Source organism: Paracoccus panacisoli, assembly GCF_042435015.1.
GTDB classification, from domain to species: domain Bacteria; phylum Pseudomonadota; class Alphaproteobacteria; order Rhodobacterales; family Rhodobacteraceae; genus Paracoccus; species Paracoccus panacisoli.
The window spans coordinates 1-19,554 of record NZ_JBHMQU010000023.1 but is presented as its reverse complement, the minus strand read 5'-3'; the positions used below and the strand labels follow the sequence as shown (position 1 = coordinate 19,554).

21 protein-coding genes are annotated in these 19,554 nt (G+C 73.3%); 1 reads left to right on the top strand and 20 read right to left on the bottom strand.

What is annotated here, in order from left to right; all coding sequences use genetic code 11:
• Positions 1-29 precede the first annotated feature (29 nt).
• The 20 genes from ACFHYO_RS05900 to fabF all read right to left on the bottom strand — a co-directional run bounded on the left by ACFHYO_RS05900 (position 30) and on the right by fabF (position 17,992).
• On the bottom strand, positions 30-755 hold the full coding sequence (locus tag ACFHYO_RS05900) for a DUF2793 domain-containing protein (RefSeq protein WP_394319018.1): 726 nt from the start codon (positions 753-755) through the stop codon (positions 30-32).
• Positions 748-4,623, bottom strand: coding sequence for a baseplate multidomain protein megatron (locus tag ACFHYO_RS05895; RefSeq protein ID WP_394319016.1), 3,876 nt, complete (start codon positions 4,621-4,623; stop codon positions 748-750). The genes ACFHYO_RS05900 and ACFHYO_RS05895 overlap by 8 nt, the downstream gene beginning before the upstream one ends.
• 58 nt (positions 4,624-4,681) lie before the next feature.
• Complete coding sequence (locus ACFHYO_RS05890) at positions 4,682-5,137, bottom strand: NlpC/P60 family protein (RefSeq protein ID WP_394319015.1); 456 nt, start codon at positions 5,135-5,137, stop codon at positions 4,682-4,684.
• Positions 5,134-5,976 carry a phage/gene transfer agent baseplate hub protein gene (locus tag ACFHYO_RS05885; RefSeq protein ID WP_394319013.1) on the bottom strand — a complete coding sequence of 281 codons (843 nt, stop codon included), beginning with the start codon at positions 5,974-5,976 and terminating at the stop codon, positions 5,134-5,136. The genes ACFHYO_RS05890 and ACFHYO_RS05885 overlap by 4 nt, the downstream gene beginning before the upstream one ends.
• Positions 5,973-6,605 carry a DUF2460 domain-containing protein gene (locus tag ACFHYO_RS05880; protein WP_168783813.1) on the bottom strand — a complete coding sequence of 211 codons (633 nt, stop codon included), beginning with the start codon at positions 6,603-6,605 and terminating at the stop codon, positions 5,973-5,975. Before ACFHYO_RS05880 ends, ACFHYO_RS05885 begins: the two co-directional genes overlap by 4 nt.
• Positions 6,605-7,273, bottom strand: coding sequence for an RcGTA-type gene transfer agent tail tape measure protein (locus ACFHYO_RS05875; RefSeq protein ID WP_168782518.1), 669 nt, complete (start codon positions 7,271-7,273; stop codon positions 6,605-6,607). The genes ACFHYO_RS05880 and ACFHYO_RS05875 overlap by 1 nt, the downstream gene beginning before the upstream one ends.
• 21 nt (positions 7,274-7,294) lie before the next feature.
• A complete protein-coding gene (locus tag ACFHYO_RS05870) occupies positions 7,295-7,588 on the bottom strand; it encodes a phage tail assembly chaperone (protein ID WP_394319012.1) in 294 nt (97 codons plus the stop codon).
• The gene (locus ACFHYO_RS05865) at positions 7,575-7,889 is read right to left on the bottom strand and encodes a gene transfer agent family protein (RefSeq protein WP_394319010.1); all 315 of its coding nucleotides are present in this window, start codon (positions 7,887-7,889) and stop codon (positions 7,575-7,577) included. Before ACFHYO_RS05865 ends, ACFHYO_RS05870 begins: the two co-directional genes overlap by 14 nt.
• On the bottom strand, positions 7,889-8,305 hold the full coding sequence (locus ACFHYO_RS05860) for a phage major tail protein, TP901-1 family (protein WP_036703899.1): 417 nt from the start codon (positions 8,303-8,305) through the stop codon (positions 7,889-7,891). Before ACFHYO_RS05860 ends, ACFHYO_RS05865 begins: the two co-directional genes overlap by 1 nt.
• 14 nt (positions 8,306-8,319) lie before the next feature.
• Positions 8,320-8,751 carry a DUF3168 domain-containing protein gene (locus ACFHYO_RS05855; RefSeq protein ID WP_036711801.1) on the bottom strand — a complete coding sequence of 144 codons (432 nt, stop codon included), beginning with the start codon at positions 8,749-8,751 and terminating at the stop codon, positions 8,320-8,322.
• Positions 8,748-9,086 carry a head-tail adaptor protein gene (locus tag ACFHYO_RS05850; RefSeq protein WP_394319008.1) on the bottom strand — a complete coding sequence of 113 codons (339 nt, stop codon included), beginning with the start codon at positions 9,084-9,086 and terminating at the stop codon, positions 8,748-8,750. The genes ACFHYO_RS05855 and ACFHYO_RS05850 overlap by 4 nt, the downstream gene beginning before the upstream one ends.
• The gene (locus tag ACFHYO_RS05845; RefSeq protein ID WP_036703904.1) at positions 9,083-9,697 is read right to left on the bottom strand and encodes a head-tail connector protein; all 615 of its coding nucleotides are present in this window, start codon (positions 9,695-9,697) and stop codon (positions 9,083-9,085) included. The genes ACFHYO_RS05850 and ACFHYO_RS05845 overlap by 4 nt, the downstream gene beginning before the upstream one ends.
• 136 nt (positions 9,698-9,833) lie before the next feature.
• Positions 9,834-11,009, bottom strand: a complete 1,176-nt coding sequence (locus ACFHYO_RS05840; protein WP_036711800.1) for a phage major capsid protein — start codon at positions 11,007-11,009, stop codon at positions 9,834-9,836.
• A 214-nt stretch (positions 11,010-11,223) separates the two neighbouring features.
• Complete coding sequence (locus ACFHYO_RS05835) at positions 11,224-11,793, bottom strand: HK97 family phage prohead protease (protein ID WP_394319006.1); 570 nt, start codon at positions 11,791-11,793, stop codon at positions 11,224-11,226.
• A gap of 4 nt (positions 11,794-11,797) precedes the next feature.
• Positions 11,798-12,031 (bottom strand): GTA head formation protein, RCAP_rcc01685 family, encoded by a 234-nt coding sequence (locus ACFHYO_RS05830; protein WP_036703910.1) that lies wholly within the window; start codon positions 12,029-12,031, stop codon positions 11,798-11,800.
• A gap of 1 nt (position 12,032) precedes the next feature.
• Positions 12,033-13,346, bottom strand: a complete 1,314-nt coding sequence (locus ACFHYO_RS05825) for a phage portal protein (RefSeq protein ID WP_394319004.1) — start codon at positions 13,344-13,346, stop codon at positions 12,033-12,035.
• 163 nt (positions 13,347-13,509) lie between these two features.
• Entirely contained in the window at positions 13,510-14,904 is a 1,395-nt protein-coding gene (locus ACFHYO_RS05820) for a DNA-packaging protein (RefSeq protein ID WP_394319002.1), read from the bottom strand.
• Positions 14,807-15,205, bottom strand: a complete 399-nt coding sequence (locus ACFHYO_RS05815; protein ID WP_052171956.1) for a hypothetical protein — start codon at positions 15,203-15,205, stop codon at positions 14,807-14,809. Before ACFHYO_RS05815 ends, ACFHYO_RS05820 begins: the two co-directional genes overlap by 98 nt.
• Before the next feature lie 346 nt (positions 15,206-15,551).
• Positions 15,552-16,730: an endolytic transglycosylase MltG gene (gene mltG, locus ACFHYO_RS05810; protein WP_036703912.1), complete on the bottom strand. Its 1,179-nt coding sequence runs from the start codon at positions 16,728-16,730 to the stop codon at positions 15,552-15,554.
• Positions 16,730-17,992, bottom strand: coding sequence for a beta-ketoacyl-ACP synthase II (gene fabF / locus ACFHYO_RS05805; protein ID WP_036711797.1), 1,263 nt, complete (start codon positions 17,990-17,992; stop codon positions 16,730-16,732). Before fabF ends, mltG begins: the two co-directional genes overlap by 1 nt.
• A 254-nt stretch (positions 17,993-18,246) precedes the next feature.
• On the opposite strand from fabF, the gene ACFHYO_RS05800 reads away from it, so the two are divergent.
• Complete coding sequence (locus tag ACFHYO_RS05800; RefSeq protein WP_394318999.1) at positions 18,247-19,458, top strand: toxic anion resistance protein; 1,212 nt, start codon at positions 18,247-18,249, stop codon at positions 19,456-19,458.
• Positions 19,459-19,554 lie beyond the last annotated feature (96 nt).

Sequence of the window (19,554 nt, the reverse complement as noted above, 5' to 3'; positions counted from 1 at the left end):
CGCCGCGCACCGCACGGCGCGCCCTCGCGTCACGCGGCGACCGGATCGGGCAGCCGCAGCGCCAGCGTGTGCACGGCGACCCGCACCCGCCCGCCGGCAAACGCGCCGCCCGCCGCGGTCAGCCGCAGCTCGAGCGGCGCATAGACGGCCATCGGCGCCGACAACAGCCCCTGCGCCCACGAGTTCAAGCCCTTCCCCAGACCCGAGCCGAACTGCCCCGCATCCGCGGCCGTCCCGAGGCTCCAGCTCGTCAGCGTGCCGGTGATCGCCTCCGTCACCCGCGCCGTGACGCCCACGATCAGCGAGTGCGCCGGCACCTTCACGCCCGAGGCAAAGCCGGTCCCCGCGGCCACCGCCACGTCGGCCTCGATCAGCCCTGCGCTCAGCCCCGCGCCAAAGGCGCCCATCGTCAGCGCCCCCACCGCCCAGGCGCTGCCGGTCCAGATCGCCGTCACCCCGCGGTCCGCCACGAACGCCTGCTGCCCGCGCGAGGGGGCGACGAACACCCACCCCCCGTTGCTGCCGACGGCGATCCGCCCGTCCTGCCCCGCCCATGCGCCGCTCGCGGCAAAGGGCACCGCAAAGCACAGCCCGTCCGTGACCGTCGCCGGAGGGGCGGCGGTCGTCACGCTCTGCAGCACCAGGTTCACCAGCCCGTCGAGCCGCATCAGCGCCTCGTTGACCGTGACGTGCTTTTGCGCCTGCGCCGGTTGCAGCAGCGGCAGGCCGCAACGCAGGGTGGTCTGTTCAGCCATGATAAACGCTCCTTGCAGACGGGCCCGGCCCGAAGACATCAGACAGTTGCGCGACCGCGATCTCGACCCCGCCCGGGGCGAGCGCCGCCTGTTGCACGGCGCCGCTCAGCGCCCAGAACGGCTCGCCCACCACGTCACGGGCGATTTCGCGCCCGCCCTGCGTGGCAGTCACGAGATAGCGCTCGACGCTCTCGCCCAGCGGCACGTCGTACCCGTCCCATCCGTCGCCGCCGATCCGGGTGCGCCGCACCCACGCGGCCCGGCCGTCGCGGACGCGCAGATGACAGGGCGAGAGCGGCCTGAGGCCGATCCCGGCAAAGGCCTCGTCGCGCTGGCGATAGGCGGGATCGTCCGGCGACCGGCTCGCCGGCCCGATGCGCCAGTGCCGCAACTGGCCGCGCGCGTCGGGCGGCAGCTCGACCTGCCGCGCCGCCCCGTCGAGCAGCACGACCACGCTGCCCGCCGGCCAGACCGCCGGCGCCACCGCGTCCGTCCCGGCCTGCCCCCGCAGCCGGCCGGCGATCTCCCACTCCCCCGGCGCGACCAGCGTCGCGGTGGTGAACTGCATCACCTCCCAGTTGCCGGGCGAGCCGTCGCCGATCGCCATGACGTTGGCCCCCGCCAGCAGCGCCTCGGGCGTGACCGAGCGCAGGTTGCCGCCCTTCACCCGCACCCTGAGCGGCGCGCCCCGGTCCAGCACCCCCGGCCGCGCCGCCGCCAGCGGCGCCAGCGTCACCCCCATGACCGAGCGGCGGCTGAGGATCACGTTCGGCGCGTAGCCGCCCGCCTCATCGACCGCGCACCAGGCCCGCACCGCCCCCGGCCAGGGGGTCGCCGTCGCCGCCAGATGCGGCGCGTGCGGCGCCTCGGTCCCGCGCAGCAGCGGCAGGTCCAGGAACACCGGCCAGACCGGCCCCGCGGGGACGTGCCGGGCCACCCGAGGCCCCTCGAGCGGCTGCGGCGCCGGGCGATAGACCCCCGGCTCGATCCGCACCGCATCGACGAGGGTCGCCCCCGCCCGCTCGACCCGGTCGATCCGCCAGCGTGTGGCGTCCTCGCCCAGCGCCACCACGTCCCCCGGCCCGAGATGCGCGCGCGAGGGCGGCAGCGCGAACCGCGCCACCTCCTGCGCAACCCGCGCCTCGGCCAGCCAGCGCGCCGCCACCGCGTGCCCCTCGCCCCGCGTCAGGGCCATCGGCACGTCGCTGTCCGACACCGCGATGGCCGTCGCATCGGGCAGCACCGCCTCGGCGGTGCGGATCGCGTGATCGGCCCCCGTCTCGACATGGCTCAGCCGCACCCGGCCGACCAGCTCGGCCGCCGGCGCCCGGGTGACCTCCAGCCCCGGCGCCTCCTCGACCACCGCCAGGTCCTCGAGCGGCACGGTCTCGTCCAGCCGCCCGTCGCGCATGACAAAGCGCAGCGCGCCCTCCCGCTCGACCGCGTCGAACCCGTGCGTCAGCATCAGCGGCTGCAGCGCCGCCCGCGCGGTCTCGGTCCCGCTGACCGCATAGCCGCGCACGACGCCCCACAGGCCGCTCACGTCCACGCCGTCGAGCCCCGAGCGGCGGCAGATGTCGGACACCACGTCGCCCAGCGGCAGCGCCGTGGCACGGCCGTTCAGCCAGTGCCCCCGCTCCCACGCCGGGCCGTCCGACCACAAATCGTCGCGCCCCGGAAACGCCGGATAGGGCCGCGCATCCCACGCCCACACATGGGCGCGCGACAGCTCGACCATCCGCCCCTTGCCGTCGGCGCGCAGCGGATTGTTGCCCGGATCGCCCCAGTACGAGGTCACCGCCTCAACATAGGCCGCCTGGATCGCATCGTCGCGCCGCCCGTCCGAATACCACGGCAGCATCGACTCGCTGCTCATCGCATCCAGGAACTTGTTCGGCTGGTTGGTGGCCTTGTCGAGCGCCGCGCAGCCGTATTCGGTGAACCAGATCGGCTTCGACCCCGGCATCCAGGCGGTCGGCGCGTCCGAGCGGCCACCCCCCGGCCCCCGGTCATAATGCCAGTTCGACCACCACCCGCGCAGGTCCTTGTAGCGCCAGATCCACGGCTCCCCCTGCCCGTCGGTGATGGGGGTGCGGCGCTGCGCGGCCCGGTCGGCGTCGCTGGCATAATGCCAGTCATACCCCTCGCCGCCGCAAACGTTGGCGCGCAGGTAATCGACGTTGTGGACATCCCCCCAGCCGGCATCGAGATGCGTCTCGCCCTCGCGCCAGTCCGACAGCGGCGTGTAGTTGTCGATGCCGACGAAGTCGATGTTGGCATCCCCCCACAGCGGGTCGAGGTGGAACACCGCCTCGTCCCCGCCCGGGTGATGGCCGAAATACTCGCTCCAGTCCGCGGCATAGCCGAGCTTCACCCCGGGCCCGAGGATGCCGCGAACGTCCGCCGCCAACTGCCGCAGCGCCGCGACGGCCGGATAGCGGTGCCCCGCCCCCCGGATCTGCGTCAGCCCGATCATCTCCGACCCGATCAGGAACGCGTCGATCCCGCCCGCCAGCGCACAGAGATGCGCGTAATGCAGGATGAAGCGGCGATAGGACCACTCGTCGGGCCCGCCATAGACGACCCGCCCGCCCTCGACCCGGAAATCCCCGGGCGCGGCGGTGCCGAAGAACGCCGCCACCTCGGCGTCCGCCGCCGCCGTCCCGTCGGGCGAGCCGTCCCGGCCGGCGGCCACCGAGTTGGTGATCCGCCCCCGCCACGGCATCACCGGCTGGTCGGCCGCGCCGCTCCACGGATCGGGGCGGCCGTTGCTGGCCAGTTGCTCCATCAGGATGAACGGATAGAACACCGCGGCCTTCCCCGATGCGCGCACCGCCCGGATCGCCTGCACGACCGAGGCGTCCGCGGGCGTGCCGCCATAGATCGACCGCCCGTCCCGGCGCGCGATCACGCCCGCCGCCGCGCGCCCGATTCCGCCCGCGCGCCAGGCCATGCCGGCGCCGTCCTGCTCGGTCTGCTCGACCTTCGGCCGCACCGTGCAGTGGTTCACCCGCAGATCGTCACCGAACCACGACACCACCACCGACACCGACCCTACCCGCGGCAACTCGCGCCCCAGCGTGGCCAGCGAGACCTCGAAATCCGTCCCCCCCATCGGCGTGTTGCGGTTGAGGATGCGCGTCTCGCCCAGCCCCAGATCGACCGAGACCTCCTCGGTCGCCAGCGCATACTCCCCCGTCCCGGGGATCAGCGCGACGGCCTGCACGTTCTCGGCCAGCGACGCCGCGCCCGTCACCCCGCGCGTGACCTCGAACGAGAGCTGCGGCACCCGGTTCCCCCACCGCTCCAGCGCCAGCTCCTCGAGCACGACATAGGCAATCCCGCGATAGGCCGGCGCGGCCTCGCCCTCATGCGCGGCGATCGCCGGGTCGGGCAGTTGCGTCTCGCTGCCCGGATAGACGCGCAGGTTCAGCTCGCCCGCGGCGATCTCCTCGCCATCCGCCCAGATGCGGCCGACCGACAGGATCGGCCCCTCGCACAGCGCAATGGCAAGGCTCACGCGATAGGTCAGCTCGGTCACGCTCGGCCCGCTGCCGCCCTTGCCGCCGACCTCCTCGGTGCGGCTGATCTCGGTCACGGGCGAGGCCCAGATGACGTGCCCCGGCACCCGCATCTGCCCCCAGATGCGCGGGATCGGCGTCCCCTCGCCCGCGGTCTGCAGCCGCAGCCGGTCGACGCGGCCGGTCTCGACCGGCTTCGCGCCCGCGCCCATCAGCCGCTGGTCGATGACCCGGCCGATGGTCGCGCCGACGGCCCGGCCGATCACCGCGCCGGTCAGCCCCAGCATGGTGCCGCCGAAGCCCGCCCCGACCGAGGCGCCCGCCGCCGCGAGAAGTATCGTCGCCATCGCCTTCCTCCTTGAACTCGTCCCGTCCTGCGGCCCCGTTTGGCTGGCCCGGCGCGCCTCAGCCCGCCTCGGGCCAGCGGAACCGCGCCGCGATCCGCGCCGCCCACGGGGCCGAAAGCGGGCTTTCCACCACCCCGTGCCGCTCATAGGCATGGATGAACCGCGCCCCGCCCGGCGCACCGTCGAGGGCCGTGCGGATGCCCAGATGCTTGGCAATCGCCCCGCCCCGCATCCGGAACAGCAGCACCTCGCCCACCTCGGCCGGCGCCCGCTCGACCACGGGGATCAGGTGCCGCAGCGCCGCCTGCCACAAGAGCTCCGCGTCCCCCACCTCACCCCAGTCGGCGCTGTAGGCCGGCGGCCGCTCCGGCTCGGCGCCATAGAGCGCCCGCCACACCCCCCGCACCAGCCCCAGGCAGTCGCTGCCCGCGCCCTGCGCCGAGGCCTGGTGCACATAGGGAGTCCCCAGCCACAGCCGCGCCGCCGCCACCGCCCGCGCACCCGCGCCGCTCACCGCCCGCCCCCATGCGCCTGCGGCGAGATCAGCCAATCCTCGGGCGGCAGATGCGGAAAGCCGCGGAAGTTGAGGAAGTTGAGGAACTTCATCCGGCAGGTCTCGGCCCGCTTGTCGCAGCCTGCGATCAGCCGCACCCGGTCGCCCACCGCCGGCACCGCGCCGGGCGCCGTCCACAGCTCGACCGCCCGCACCCCCGCGGCCGGCATCGCGTCGATCTTGACCCAGCCCTCGAGGCCCTGCGCCGGCCCGTCGAGGAACTCGACCCGCCCATGCTCGAACCACCCGGCCTCATGCGCCGGCACCTCGGCCAGCACCAGCCGCGCCCCGCCCTCGGCCAGCGAGGTGATGCGCCCCTCGGCCCGATACCCCTCGCGCGTGGTGTCGAACCGGCAGGCGCCGTCGCCCAGCCGGGCCGCGCAGCGGGCGTGATAGACGCGCCCCTGGGGCCGGTTCAGCGCCTCGGCCAGACCCCGCAGCTCGGCGCGATAGGCGCCCTGCGCCAGCGTCACCTCGCCAAGGCTGCCGCGGAACACCAGCCGGCGGTTGGCGGGGGCGGTCCAGTCCACCTCCCACAGCCGCACCTCCGCGCCATCCCAGCGGCCGGCGCTTAGGTCCGCGGCGGTGATCGCGTCATCCGACAGCACCCCCTGCGCCTCGGTGTTGTCCACCGCGAGGCCGAGCCCCTGCACCAGCGCCTGCGCCGTCAACCCCGCGTCGGGACGAAAGGCGATGCCCTCGAAGCTCAGCCCCGTGTCATGGTCGGTGAACCCCAGCACCATCCCGTCGGCCCGCGTCACCGCCCAGGCGCGGGCGAGCGTCGTCACCACCTCGGTCATTGCCGCACCTCGACCACCGGCACCTGCGGCACCTCGCCCGCCTCGAACGAGGCGACCGACACCGCGATCCGGTCGGTGTCGAACCGCACCGGCACGTCGAACTCGAACCCCGCGGTGACCGGCGCATCCATCATCGGCGCGACGGCGAGCGTCACCTCGCCGGTCGTCAGATCGACGGTGAAATCGGTGCCCTCGACCAGCTCCACGTCGCCGAGCGCCAGCTTCACCGTCCCCGCCACCGGCTTGGCGATCGGCCGGCGATAGCTCGCCTCACCCGAGCGGTAGAGCTTCGACAGCGCGAACCGCACCGTCCGCCCGTCGCCGCGCCCGATCAGCTGATCGCCCGCGCTCACCGCCCGGCTCGGCAGCGCCGAGCTGTAATCCGCCCAGTCCTTCCAGCGGAACCCGTGCAGCTGCCCCGCCCGCGCCTCGAAGAACGCGATCAGCGCCGCCATGTCGTCGAGGCTCTGGAGCCCCACCCCCGCGTCATAGCGGCGGCGCGAATGCGCCCAAGGGCTGTTCCGCTCCTCGAAGCCGTTGCTCAGTGTGACGATCTCGGTGCGCCGCTCGGGCCCGCCCAGCGACCCGAAGGACAGCTTGGGCGGAAACCGGACCTCGTGAAATGCCATCATGCGTTCCTTTCACCCCGCGCCAGCGCCCGTCCGAGGCTGGCCGCGATCTGCCCCTGGCTGCGCCGGAACCCGGCGACGTCAGGGGTCGAGACGTTAAAGGTCACGTTGACCGGCCGCCCGCCCGCGCCGGCGGCGGCGACGCCCAGCCGCCCGTCGGCGCCGCGACGCAGCGGCATGATCGCCTCGGGCCCGGCCTCGCCCATCAGCCCGGTCGCGCCGCGCATCGGGAAATGCGTGGGCTGCGTCACGATCCCGCCGCGCGCGAACGGCATCACCCGGCCTTGGGTGAACGCCCCGCCCTGCGCGAAGGGCATTGCGCCCGAGACGAACCCGCTGACCCCCTGCGCGAGCGCGCCCGCCACCGCCTGCTGCACCGGCCGCATGGCCACGGCGAACACCGTGTCGGCCATGTTCCGCGCAATGCCCTTGAGCGCGTCCGACAGCTTCATCCCATCGAACACCACCCCCTCGAAGGCCCGCCGCAGCCCGCCCCCGAACCCCGAGGTCAACGTCGTCACCTCGCGCCCGGTCTGCGCCATCACCTGCGACAGCCGCCCCAGTTCGGTCTCGAAAGCGGCCGTGATCCGCCCCGACTGGTCCAGCCGCTCGCCCAGCCGCTCGAACCCGTCGCGCCCTCCGGCCGCAAACCCGTCCTTGTCCGCCATCTGCCTCTCCTCGTTTGCGCGTCAGCCCCCGCCCGCGGGCGCATCGGGGAACCGCGCCATCAGCGCCTCCAGCCCGGCGCGGTTCATGCCGCCGCCGCGCCCCGGCTCGATCCCCAGCATCAGCGCCAGCTCGGCCGGGGTCAGATCCCAGAACTCCCGCGGCGCGAGCCCCAGCCCGCCGAGGCTCGCCCGCGTCAGCCCGGCCCGCATCAGCCCGGCCCAGTCGAGTCCCCCCGCGGGGCGGCCCGCCTCAAAGCCAGCTTCCCGGCCTGCCCCGCCGCACGACGCCGCGCCATCGCCCTCACGCGGCGCCATGAAACGCCCGCGCCAGCAGCTCAGCCGCGGCCCGCGCCGCCCCCACCGGGCCGCCGCCGATCTCGACCGTCATCAGCGCCTCGGGCCCGCCCTGCCAGCCGCCGCCCCTCAGCCCCGCGACCAGCACGGCCAGCACGTCGCGGCTGGCGAACCGGCCGCTCTCGAACCGCTCGATCAGCCCGATCAGGCTGTCCGCGCCCAGGTCCGCCTCAAGACCCGCCAGCGCCGCCAGCGTCAGCCGCGCCGTGTGCGGCACGCCGTCCAGCAGCACCGTCACCTCGCCGCGATGGGGGTTGCCCATCACACCGCCGCCACGAAGGTCAGCGCCCCGGCCGAGGCGAGCGACAGCTCATAGGTCGCCTCGCCGTTGTAGCTGCCGGCATATTCCAGCCCGGTGATCTGGAACGGCCCCTCGACCGTGCCGAACCCCGGCACGACGACCTGGCAGCGCGGCACCTCGCCGTCGAAGAACAGTTGCCGCGCCCGCTCGTCGGTCGCGGCGTCCCGGAACACGCCCGAGCCCGAGATCGAGGCCGAGCGGATGCCCGCCCCGCCCAGCAGTTCGCGCCAGCCCCCGGGGCTCGCCGTCGAGGTCACGTCGATCGTCTCGGCGTTGAAGCCCAGCCGCGTGGCGCGCAGCCCCGCGATGGTCTCGAAACTGCCGGTGCCGGTCATGTCCATCTTGATCAACAGATCGCGTCCGTTCTGCACAGCCATGCTGTGACCCTCCTTCAAGCTGCGTTGAGACCCAGGTCGATGCGGGCCCGGAACGTCATGTCCACGCGCCGCCCGGCCCCGCCGTCGGACCGCCGCGCCCGTGCGGCGACGAACCACAAGCCGGCCAGATGGCCGTGCTCGAGCGTCAGGGCGCCGTCCTCGAGCGCCGCCACGACCGCCGCGGCGGCCGCCTTGACCGGGCCGAAGCCGCCTCCGTCCTCGGACCCCGACAGGACCGAGACGACGAAATCATGCCGCGCCCCCCCGCCGGTCATGTCGCCCGCATCCGCCACGTCCTCCGGGCCGAGCGCCACGTGCGTGCCCGTCGGCGCCGTCACCGGCATGGCGTCGAAGACCGCGTCGCCGACCAGCGCCCCCAGTCCCGGGTCGGCGCGCAGCGCCTGATAGACGGCGGCCTGCAATGCCGCCGAAGCCGCTAGGCTCATGACAACCTCTCCTCGCGTGCAACACAGTCGAGCCACAGCCCCGCGCCATCCGCCTCGGCCACCGCCTCGATCGGAAAGACCCGGGCCCCCATGCGGAACCGCTGCCCCGGCCGGGGCCGGCGCGGATCGCCCAGCCGGGCGGCGCGCAGGGTGATCCGCCAGGCCACCACGCTCTCGGCCCCGACCTCGGCCTGCCGCTCGGCCCCCGCCCCGGCCCGCATCCGCCCGTAGAGGATGCCGAGCCGCGTCCAGTCCGTGCGATAGCCGCCCATCCCGTCCGCCACCCGCCTGGGCGCCTCGAGCACCAGCGGCACCGTCAGCCGCGGCGCGCTCATGCCCGCCCGCCCCGGCCGGCGAGCGTGCGGACCGCGCGCCAGCGCTCGATCAGCGCCCCGACCCCGTGCGGCAGCGCGAGGTTCTGGCCCCCGTCGAAGCCGCGGTCCTCGTAGTAGCGGGCGGCGAGCATCATCACCGCCTGCGCCAGATCGCCCGGCACCCGGTCCCAGCTCGTGCCGAAGCCGGCCTGGAACCGCACCGTGACATGGCCGCCGATCGGCACCATCGGCAACTCACCCGCCCCGACCGGGGCGAGGATCGGCCGCTGGCTGTCGGGGATCAGCCGGAACCGCGCGGGCGGAACCGCGACGGTCTCGCCCGCGGCATCCGTCATCTCGACCGCGACCACCGCCAGCGCCGGGGCCAGCGGCAGCGGCTGGCCCGCGGGGTCGCGCCAGTCCTCCAGCCGCAGCCGGAACACCCGCGTCAGCAGCACCTTGCCGGTGCGCGCCTCGACCGTGGCGATGGCGGCGCGCAGGAACCCCGCCAGCGCCGCCTCCTCGGTCTCGTCCTCGATCGGCTCGAACCCCGATCCCAGGCGCAGATGGCGCCTGAGCGCCGCCACCGGCAGCGCCTCCGGCGCCGGCGCCGTTTCCTCGACGAGCAACATTTCCGTAACCTCCGTGCCTCCGCAGCAGCCGTTGATGAAAAGCGGGGTCGCGGCGGCCGCTGATCGGCCGCAGCGCGCGCGGACAGATGGCTTGGCCGGTCCGGCCGACCGCCACCGCGACCCCCTTCGCCGCCCGTCAGGCAGAGAAGTTCAGCACCTTGTAGGCACGCGGATCGACGACGTTCCCGCCCACCCGCTTGGTGGCATAGAACAGCACGTGCGGCTTGGCCGAGAACGGGTCACGCAGGATGCGCAGGTCGGCGCGCTCGGCGATGGTGTAGGCGCGGCGGAAGTCGCCGAAGGCCACCGACTTCGACCCCCCGCCCAGCGGCGGCATGTCCTCCGAGATCATCACCGGATAGCCGAGCAGCCGCGCCGGCTCACCCGCCGCCAGGCTGTCGGTCCACAGATAGCGCCCGTCGCCGTCGCGCATCTTGCGGATCAGCCCGGCCACCCGGCTGTTCATCAGGAAGGTGGCGTTGGCGCGATAGGGCGCGGCCAGCGCATAGACGAGGTCGATCAGCACGTTCGCCGGCGCCGCGGCGGGGAAATCGCCCGCCACGCCGGTGTTGATCATGCCCACCTGCATCTCGGTCGCGGTGGCGTTCGGGGCCATCGCCGCGGTCATGATGCCGCGCGGCTTGTCCGACCCGTTGCCGTTGATGAACGCGGTCGCCTCGGCGCGGGCGAACTTCTCGGCGATCCGCTCGGCCAGCCACCCCTCGAGGTCGAACGACGCGTCGTCCAGCAGGCGCTGCGTGGCCTTCGGCATCGCCGCCAGCTCGTGCAGCGGGACCACGATCTTGTCCACCTGCGGGCTGTCGGTCTCGGTGGCCGTGGTCTCGCTGACCCAGGCCCCGCCGATATCCGACTTGTCGAGCAGCACCTCGTAGCTGCCGCCCTCGACCTGCACCACGTTGGCCAGCGCCCTGAGCGAGCCGGTCGCCCGCAGCGCCGCCTGCACCCCGTCCGAGATCGTGGGCGCGGCCAGATAGCCGCCGTCGGTCGCCACCGCCATCGCCTTTTCCTCGAGCGCGAGCCCGCGCAGCGCGCTGTCGTCGCCGCGCCGCAGATAGGCGGCAAAGGCTTTCTGGTGCGGCGCCTCGGTCTCGGCCGAGTGCGACAGCGGCGAACGGCCGCGCAGCGCGGTCTTGCGGTCCAGCATGGTCATGCGTTTGTCCTGTGCTTGCAGTTTCTCTTCGATGTCAGCGCGAAAGCCTTTGAGTTCGTTGACGAACTCGGCCATCGCCCCGCTCACGCCGTCCGGCGTGCCGCCGGGAACCCCGGCCGCCCGGGCCGTCCTCTCGGTCATTGCCGTCTCTCCTCGTCGTCGTTGCCGCGCGAAAAAGGCGGCCCCCGATTGCGTCGGGGGGCCGCCTGCCGTCCGGCGTCGCGGGTGCGCCCCGCCCGCTGCCGTACCCATCTGCCCAGGGGGCGGGCCGCAGCCGCAGGCCCGGCGCGGGCCCCCGCCCCGCCGTCCCGCCGCCCGGCCCGCCCGGGCCTCATGCGTGAAGAGGGGCCGCGCCCTACCGCGCCCCGCGCAGCGCCTCGGTCGCGGCCCGCAGCGCCTCGACCAGCGCCGCCTCGTCCGCGGTCGCGCCGGGGTCGTCGGACTTGCCCGCCACCTTGGCCTCGCGCAGCATCGGGAAGGTCACCAGCGACACCTCCCACAGCTCGACCTCGGCCAGCACCCGCCGCCCGGTCTCGTCGCGCTCGGCCCGGACGGTGCGATAGCCGATCGACAGCCCGTCGATCGCCCCCGCCGCGACCAGCGCCGACGCCTCGCGGGCCCGCGCCACCTCGGGCAGCAGCCGGCCCCTGACCCACAGGCCCCGGCCGTCCTCGCGCACCTCGTCCCAGATGCCGATCGGCTGGCCCGGGTCGTGCTGCCAGAGCATCCGCACCTTGTCGCCCGTGTCCGCCAGCCGCTTGAGGCTCGCCGCATAGGCCCCCGGCGCCACCACGTCGCCGCCCTGGTCGGCAACCCCGAAGAGGCTCGCATAGCCCTCGATGACATGGCCGCCCGCCTCGGTCTCGGTCAGCACCGGCGCGCCGCCCGCGAACTTCAGCTCCAGCCCCAGATCGTCCATCCGCATCCCCTCAGCCCCCCTTCGGCGCAAACTGCAAGATCGACTGCACGGCCTGCGTCAGGATCACGGCGACCACGCCGTACACCGTCATCCACAGCCGCCGCTCCAGCCCCTCGATCAGCGCCTCGATCCGTTCGAGCCGCCGGTCCACCTGTCCGAACTGCAAGGCCATGATCCGCTCCTGCGCCTCGAGTTTCTGCTCGTGCCAGATCGAGGGCCGGTCGATGAACTTCGACCCCTCCATCTCAACCCTCCCCCCGCGCCGTCAGCCCCAGCGGCGGCAGGCCCAGCGCCGCCCGCTTCTCGGCATCGGTCAGGAAGCTCGCCGCCCCCACCCGCGCCCAGTGCTGGTCGCGCTCGGCCGCCAGCGCCGGGATCTGGTCGAGGTCCGGCTTCAGATCGACCTCCTCGCCCAGATGCTCGCTGAGGAACCACCCGAGGCTCGCCGCCACCCGCGTCGCCAGCGGCAGCACCGTCAGCCGGTAGAAGGCCCGGTTGGCCTCGGCATAGTTGGCATAGGTCGCCTCGCCGGGGATGCCGATCAGCATCGGCGGCACCCCGAAGGCCATCGCCACCTCGCGGGCCGCGGCCAGCTTGGTCTCGTGGAACTCCATGTCTGCCGGGCTGAACCCCATCGGCTTCCAGTCGAGCCCGCCTTCCAGCAGCATCGGCCGCCCGGCGTTGCGCGCCCCCTGGTGATGCGCCTCCATCTCCTCGACCAGCCGCTCGTACTGCTCAGGCGCCAGCACCCCCTGCCCGTCGCCGCCGCGATAGACGATCGCCCCCGAGGGCCGCGCCGCGTTCTCCAGAAGCGCCCGCGACCACTGGCTCGCCGCGCTGTGCACCTCGATCGCCGTCGCCGCCGCCTGCAGGGGCGAGAGGCCGTAGTGATCGTCAAGCGGATGGAAGCTGCGGATGTGGCAGATCGGGTCGGGGCTGCCGGTCATGTCGAACCGCACCCGCCGCCCGCCCACCGCGTAGTCGTAGCCGATGGGCCAGCCATCCGGCCCCGGCACCACGCTCACCCGGTCCGAGCGCAGCACGTGCAGCTCGCCCGGCAGACCGGAGACGCCGCCGCCGGCCTCGTCCGGCACCGCCTCGACGAAGGCGTTGCCGCTCAGCAGCAACTGCCCGAACAGCGCCTCGAAGAGCTCGGCCCGCCCCTGCCCGGGATTGGGCCGGCGCAGCAGGTCGATGACCGGGTGCACCTCATAGCGCAGCCGCGCGTCCTGGCAGACGAGCGGCACCGCCGCCGCCGCCTCGGCGATCAGCTTGACGGCGCGGAAGCCCACCGGGTTGCCGATGAACCCGGCCCGCGTCAGCGTGCCCCCGTCCCGCATCCCGGCCACGGCGCGGGCGACCGCGCCCTGCCACGGCCCCTGCGCCACCACGCCGCCCAACGGCGCGGCGCTCGACTTCCACTCGCCCGGCGACGCCAGCGCCCCCACCGGCGCCACCGGAACGGCCTCGGCCCGGACGGAACCGCCGCCGCCGCCGCTGTCCGAGAGCCCCGCCGCTTCAGCCTGCGGCCCGCGCCGCCCGAACCACCGCATCGCCATGCGTGCCTCCTGTCGATGAAAAAAGCCGCCCCCGCCGGGACGGCCCCGCCGCGCTCCCGCGGCCCTGTTTCGCTTGTTTCGCCGGCACGTGCCGCCCGGGGGCGCTGCCCCCGGACCCCCGGGATATTTATGTCCAGCCCGAGGAGGGAGGTTCAGCGCACTCTCACAGCCCCCGCACCTGAGGCCGCCGCCACGCCTGCGCCGGCTCGATCATCAGCGCGTGGATCGCCCAGACCAGCGCATCCAGCCGGTCGGGCGAGCCGCGCCCCTCGAAGCCCCTGACGGTCATCCGGCACATCTGGTCCTCGAGCGCGCCGAGGCCCCCGCCCCGCAGGTGCCTGATGCGCCCCTGCTCGTAGAGCGCCGCCACCGGTTCGGCCCGCAGGCCCTTGCCGCGCCCGGCCCGGAGGCCGCGGAACGGCACCAGCGGATCGACCTGCCGGATCACGCTCTCGACCAGATCGCCGCCCTGGTTGACCTCGGCCACCAGCCGCTCGGCCCCGTGCCGTTCCATCGCGGCGATGGCGGCCCGCGCCCAGTCCGTCGGCCCGCCCCGCACGCTCGCATCCTCAAGCACGACCGCCCGCCAGTCCTGCGGCGGCCCCTCGCACTGGACACCTGCGACCACGATCCCGCACTCGTCGCTGCCCGCGCCGCCCGTCACCGCCGGGTCCACCGCCACCACGATCCGGTCGAGCTTCGGCGCCGCGTCCACCCGGCAGCCCTCGAGCATCGCCGTCGTCCACAGCGCCCCCTCGACATCGTCGAGCAGCACGCCCTCCAGCTCCTGCCGCCCGAGCCGCGTGCCGGCATAGCGCGCCTGCACCTCGGTCAGGAAACTCTCGGCCAGATAGGCCCGGTTGGCGTCCGTCGGCGCGTGCGTCACCACCGTCGAGGGGTTGCGCAGGATCGTCTTGAGCACGCCGACGTTGCGCGGCGTGGTCGTGACCACCTGTTGCGGGTTCTCGCCCAGCCGCAGCGCGAACTGCAGCATGTCCCAGGCGTCCTCGGCCTTCTTCCACTTGGCCAGCTCGTCGACCCAGGCCGCGTCGAACTGCGGCCCGCGCAGCGCCTCGGGCTCGTGCGCCGAATAGACCGTCGCGGTCGCCCCGTTCGGCCAGACGAGGCGACGCCGCCCCGCCTCCCACACCGGCCGCCGGTCGGGGGGCGAACAGGCGAGGATGCCCGAGTCCCCCATCACCATCACGTCGCGCCCCTGATCGAAGGTCTCGGCCACCAGCGCCACCCGGCGCGCCCGACCCGGCGCCTCGGGCACAGGACCCTCGACCTGCGCGCGCACCCACTCGGACCCGGCGCGGGTCTTGCCCGCGCCCCGCCCGCCCATGATCACCCAGGACTTCCAGTCCCCTTCGGGCGGCAGCTGATGCGGCAGCGCCCAGAATTCGAACAGCCATGGCAGGCTCGCCAGCGCGTTGTCCGAGAGCCCCGCGATGAAGGCATCAACCTCCTCCGGCTCGGCGCAGGCAAGCCAGGCGGCGCCCGATCTCGTCGCGTGCGGCGTCGAGGTCGAGCGTGCCCGGCCCGACGTCTCCGGCAATGTCCTTGCGAAGTTTGTCAACGCGCGTCCTTTCCTCCAGCACGAGCGCGGTCGCCACCCTGAGGTCGCGCACCGCCTTGCCCGTCTTGTCCGCCTGCTCCACCTCGCCGCGTCGGATGCCGATGCGCAGCTTGTGCAGCTCCTCGGCGACCTCGCGGAAGATGTCCCCCGCCACGTCGATCGCCACCTCGGGGGCCAGAGGCCCGCCGCTCAACCGTGCGTCCAGTCCCTCGCCCTCACCCCCGGCGACGAACGGTCCTGCGCCGGGCGGCTCGCGCCCGGTGTCGTGCCTCATGTCCATATGGTGATGCCCTGCCCCTCGGTGCCTGTCCGCACGAGCGAGAAACGAAAAAGCGGCCCGCGGGCTCATCGCCCCGGCCGCTTGCCCATCTCTCCCAGCATGTCGAATGTGTATCCGGGACCGTGCGCAAAGTCAATCCGCAACGCCGGTCCGGGCGCCGAGCTTCTTGATTTCCATATTACAAATCAGACACTTGCGGCACGCAACGCCCCAGCGTCCCGGCCGCAACACCCTGCGCTTTCCGCCGCGCAGCGGGCCAAACCCGCCCCGACTCGGGCCCTCTTTCCGGCCCCAATCCCCAACCCGACGATTCGCCCCAGACACCCCGCCCAGCGCAGAACGCAGGTCAGTCCGTCTGCACCGGGCTTTCCGTATCCGCCCCCTGCGCCCGCTCGATCTCGCGCCAGCGGGCCACGTTCGCCTCGTGCTCGGCCAGCGTCCGGGCAAAGGCGTGCCCGCCCGAGCCGTCGGCGACGAAATACAGATAGGGCGACTCGTCAGGCGCCAGCGCCGCCTCGATCGCCGCCCGTCCGGGGTTGGCGATCGGCGTCGGCGGCAGCCCGTCGATCTGATAGGTGTTGTAGGGCGTCTTGCGGTTCAGCTCGGACCGCCGCAGCCCGCGGTCGAGCACCTCCTTGCCGCCGGTGACGCCATAGATCACCGTCGGGTCGGTCTGCAGCCGCATCCCCTCGCGCATCCGGTTGACGAACACCGCGGCGACCGTGCGCCGCTCGTCGGGAACCCCGGTCTCCTTCTCCACGATCGAGGCCATGGTCAGCGCCTCCTCGGGGGTCTTGTAGGGCAGGCCGAACGGCCGCGCCTCCCACGCGCGGGTCAGGATCGCCTGCTGCGCCGCGCGCATCCGGTCGATCAGCTCGCGCCGGTTGCCGCCGCGGTTGACCTCATAGGTGTCCGGCGCCAGCGCCCCCTCGGGCGGCAGCGGACCCGTCGCCCCGTCGAGGAAACCGGCGAGCTTCAGCCCCTCGACCACCTGCCAGACCGTGGTGCCCTCGGCCACCGCGACCCGCAGGCGGGCGCCGGGCTTGGCCTCGGCCTGCACGATGGCCTCGGGCGCCTGCTCCTTCGCCGGGTCGTATTTCACCCGGTCCTCATAGCGACCGCTCGCGGGGTTCAGGTCGCGCAGCACCACCGCGTTCTCGCGCACGCCGACCCGAAAGATCACCTCGGTCCCGCAGGTCGAGGGGCCGCCGGCGGTGATCGTGTCCACGATCTCCGCCATGCTGGCGTGCGGCGGCACGAGGTAACTGCCGTATTTCAGCTGCCCCGCCTTGCCCGCGTAATCCGCCCCGGTGCGCAGGATATAGGGCGAGCTGATCGCCCCCTGCGCCCCCAGCTGCTTGCTCACCGCGTCGAGCTTGGCGCCCTGCGGGATCTCGATGCACTGCGCGGCCGCGCTCGGCCCCGGCGCGACATAGGCGTTGCGCCCCCACGCCACCGCCACGGCGACGCCGACCAGCAGCACGACCAGCAGCGTCAGCGCGTTCGAGGCGATGGCCCGCCACATCAGTCGCGCACCTTGCCGATGACGAGGCTCGCGTTGGTGCCGCCGAAGCCGAAGCTGTTGGACAGCGTCACGTCGATCCTGCGCCGCACGGCGGCGTTGGCGGCGAGGTCGATCGGCGTCTCCTGCACCGGATCGTCCAGGTTGATCGTCGGCGGCGCGATCTGGTCGCGGATGGCGAGGATGCAGAAGATCGCCTCGACCGCGCCCGCCGCACCGAGCAGATGCCCGATCGAGGATTTCGTCGAGGACATGGTGACGTTGCGCGCATGATCGCCGAGCAGCCGCTCGACCGCGCCCAGCTCGATCACGTCGGCCATGGTGCTCGTCCCATGCGCGTTGATGTAGTCGAGCGCCTCCGGCCCGAGCCCGGCACGCTTCAGCGCCGCCGACATCGACCGGAACCCGCCATCCCCGTCCTCGCTCGGCGCGGTGATGTGATAGGCGTCGCCCGAGAGCCCGTAGCCCAGAACCTCGGCATAGATCTTCGCGCCGCGGGCCTTGGCGTGCTCATATTCCTCCAGCACGACGACGCCCGCCCCCTCGCCCATGACGAACCCGTCGCGGTCGGCGTCCCACGGGCGGCTCGCCGCCTTGGGGTCGTCCGCGCGCTTGGTGGACAGCGCCTTGCAGGCGTTGAACCCGGCGATGCCGATCTCGCTGATCGGCGCCTCGGCGCCGCCCGCCACCATCACGTCGGCATCCCCCAGCGCGATCAGCCGCGCCGCGTCGCCGATGGCATGGGCGCCGGTCGAGCACGCCGTCACCACCGCATGGTTCGGCCCCTTGAAGCCGAAGCGGATCGAGACCTGCCCGCTCACAAGGTTGATCAGCGCGCCCGGAATGAAGAACGGCGACACCCGCTTGGGGCCGCGCTCCTTGATCAACACGGCGGTCTCGGCGATCGAGGTCAGCCCGCCGATGCCCGAGCCGATCATGACCCCGGTCCGCTCGCGCGCCTCGTCGGTGTCAGGGGTCCAGCCGCTGTCGGCCACCGCCTGCGTCGCCGCGGCCATGCCGTAGAGGATGAAATCGTCCACCTTGCGGCGGTCCTTCGGCTCCATCCAGTCGTCGGGGTTGAAGCTGCCGTCCGCGCCGTCGCCGAACGGGATCTCGCAGGCGTAGGTCGTGACCACGTTCGCGGCGTCGAAGCGGGTGATCGGCCCCGCCCCCGACTGGCCCTCGAGCAGCCGCGACCATGTTTCCTCGACCCCGCACGCCAGCGGCGTGACCATCCCCAGCCCGGTGACGACGACCCTGCGCATGATGTTCCTTCCACCAATCGTGCAACGACGCTCCATACACAGGCCGCCCCGCCCGCGCAACGCGCGCCAGCCGCCGGGTGGCACCGCCGCCCGACCGCGCACAACCGCGTGATCGCCCCCGCCCCCCGCCGGCCGGGGCCGAGGGCGCGGAACTTTACTGGCCATATCCTGTTGATCGCGCGATACTTCGGCCCGCGGCAGCCCGCAGCTTCGCCCGCCGCCCAGCCCTCGAACCGGCCACAAGGGGACCCCCGATGAGCACCCAGACCCAAGCCCGCGCCGAGGCTGCGCTGCCCGAACTCGAGGCCGTGACCGCCGTGGTCCTGCCCGAACCCGCCCCGCCCGTGGCCCCGCTGGCCGAAGCCGCCCCCCCGGTGGCCGAGGAAATCCGCCGCCGCATGGCCGAGATCGACCTTTCCGACACGACCTCGATCGTGCATTTCGGCAGCCGTGCCCAGTCGGGCCTGCAGGAAATCAGCCAGTCCATGCTGGCCGACGTCAAGAACAAGGACGTGGGCCCGGCCGGCGACAGCCTGCGCGACATCGTCTCGACCATCCGCGGCTTCTCGATCTCGGAACTCGACGTCCGGCGCGAGCGCTCGTGGTGGGAACGCCTGACCGGCCGCGCCGCGCCCTTCGCCAAGTTCGTGGCCAACTACGAGCAGGTGCAGGGCCAGATCGACCGCATCACCGCCGACCTCGACACCCACCAGCACCGGCTGTTGAAGGACATCAAGTCGCTGGACGTGCTCTACGAGCGCACGCTCGACTTCTACGACGAGCTCGCCCTCTACATCGCCGCGGGCGAGGAAAAGCTGCGCGAGCTCGACGCCGAGACCATCCCGGCGACCGAGCGCAAGGTCGCCGCCGACGCCACCGACGGCGACGTGATCGCGGCCCAGCAACTGCGCGACCTGCGCGCGCTGCGTGACGATCTCGAGCGGCGGGTCCACGACCTCAAGCTGACCCGCCAGGTCACGATGCAGTCGCTGCCCTCGATCCGGCTGGTGCAGGAGAACGACAAGTCGCTGGTCACGAAGATTTCCTCGACGCTGGTGAATACCGTGCCCCTTTGGGAGACTCAGCTCGCCCAGGCGGTCACCATCCAGCGCGGCGCGCAGGCCGCGGGTGCGGTCAAGCAGGCGACCGACCTGACCAACGAGTTGCTGACCGCGAACGCCAAAAACCTGCGCGAGGCCAACGTCCGCATCCGCACCGAGATGGAGCGGGGGGTGTTCGACATCGAATCGGTCCGCACCGCCAACGCCGAGCTGATCGCCACCATCGAGGACAGCCTGCGCATCGCCGACGAGGGCAAGGCCCGCCGCGCCGCCGCCGAGATGGACCTCCAGAAGATGGAGGCCGAGCTGCGTCAGACCCTCGCCGCCTCGCGCGCCAGCGCCGTGGCGCCCACGGCGATGGGCGCGGCGCCTGCGGCCGGCACCCCGGCGCGGCCGCGCGGCTGACCCTGACCCCTTCCCCTCGCGTGCCCTCGGATCGAATGACCCCGCCTCTCGCCCCCGCCCGCCGCCCCGTCGCCCCCGCGCCGGGTCGGTCCCCCG

Coding starts and splice junctions, on each gene's coding strand:
- fabF (WP_036711797.1), bottom strand. CDS start 17,992: ATGCGCAGGGTCGTCGTCACCGGGCTGGGGATGGTCACGCCGCTGGCG.
- ACFHYO_RS05880 (WP_168783813.1), bottom strand. CDS start 6,605: ATGGCATTTCACGAGGTCCGGTTTCCGCCCAAGCTGTCCTTCGGGTCG.
- ACFHYO_RS05850 (WP_394319008.1), bottom strand. CDS start 9,086: ATGAGCGCGCCGCGGCTGACGGTGCCGCTGGTGCTCGAGGCGCCCAGG.
- ACFHYO_RS05835 (WP_394319006.1), bottom strand. CDS start 11,793: ATGCGGATGGACGATCTGGGGCTGGAGCTGAAGTTCGCGGGCGGCGCG.
- ACFHYO_RS05900 (WP_394319018.1), bottom strand. CDS start 755: ATGGCTGAACAGACCACCCTGCGTTGCGGCCTGCCGCTGCTGCAACCG.
- ACFHYO_RS05885 (WP_394319013.1), bottom strand. CDS start 5,976: ATGACCGAGGTGGTGACGACGCTCGCCCGCGCCTGGGCGGTGACGCGG.
- ACFHYO_RS05845 (WP_036703904.1), bottom strand. CDS start 9,697: ATGTTGCTCGTCGAGGAAACGGCGCCGGCGCCGGAGGCGCTGCCGGTG.
- ACFHYO_RS05830 (WP_036703910.1), bottom strand. CDS start 12,031: ATGGAGGGGTCGAAGTTCATCGACCGGCCCTCGATCTGGCACGAGCAG.
- ACFHYO_RS05855 (WP_036711801.1), bottom strand. CDS start 8,751: ATGAGCCTAGCGGCTTCGGCGGCATTGCAGGCCGCCGTCTATCAGGCG.
- ACFHYO_RS05860 (WP_036703899.1), bottom strand. CDS start 8,305: ATGGCTGTGCAGAACGGACGCGATCTGTTGATCAAGATGGACATGACC.
- ACFHYO_RS05825 (WP_394319004.1), bottom strand. CDS start 13,346: ATGGCGATGCGGTGGTTCGGGCGGCGCGGGCCGCAGGCTGAAGCGGCG.
- ACFHYO_RS05815 (WP_052171956.1), bottom strand. CDS start 15,205: ATGGACATGAGGCACGACACCGGGCGCGAGCCGCCCGGCGCAGGACCG.
- ACFHYO_RS05800 (WP_394318999.1), top strand. CDS start 18,247: ATGAGCACCCAGACCCAAGCCCGCGCCGAGGCTGCGCTGCCCGAACTC.
- ACFHYO_RS05870 (WP_394319012.1), bottom strand. CDS start 7,588: ATGGCGCCGCGTGAGGGCGATGGCGCGGCGTCGTGCGGCGGGGCAGGC.
- ACFHYO_RS05895 (WP_394319016.1), bottom strand. CDS start 4,623: ATGGCGACGATACTTCTCGCGGCGGCGGGCGCCTCGGTCGGGGCGGGC.
- mltG (WP_036703912.1), bottom strand. CDS start 16,730: ATGTGGCGGGCCATCGCCTCGAACGCGCTGACGCTGCTGGTCGTGCTG.
- ACFHYO_RS05875 (WP_168782518.1), bottom strand. CDS start 7,273: ATGGCGGACAAGGACGGGTTTGCGGCCGGAGGGCGCGACGGGTTCGAG.
- ACFHYO_RS05840 (WP_036711800.1), bottom strand. CDS start 11,009: ATGACCGAGAGGACGGCCCGGGCGGCCGGGGTTCCCGGCGGCACGCCG.
- ACFHYO_RS05865 (WP_394319010.1), bottom strand. CDS start 7,889: ATGGGCAACCCCCATCGCGGCGAGGTGACGGTGCTGCTGGACGGCGTG.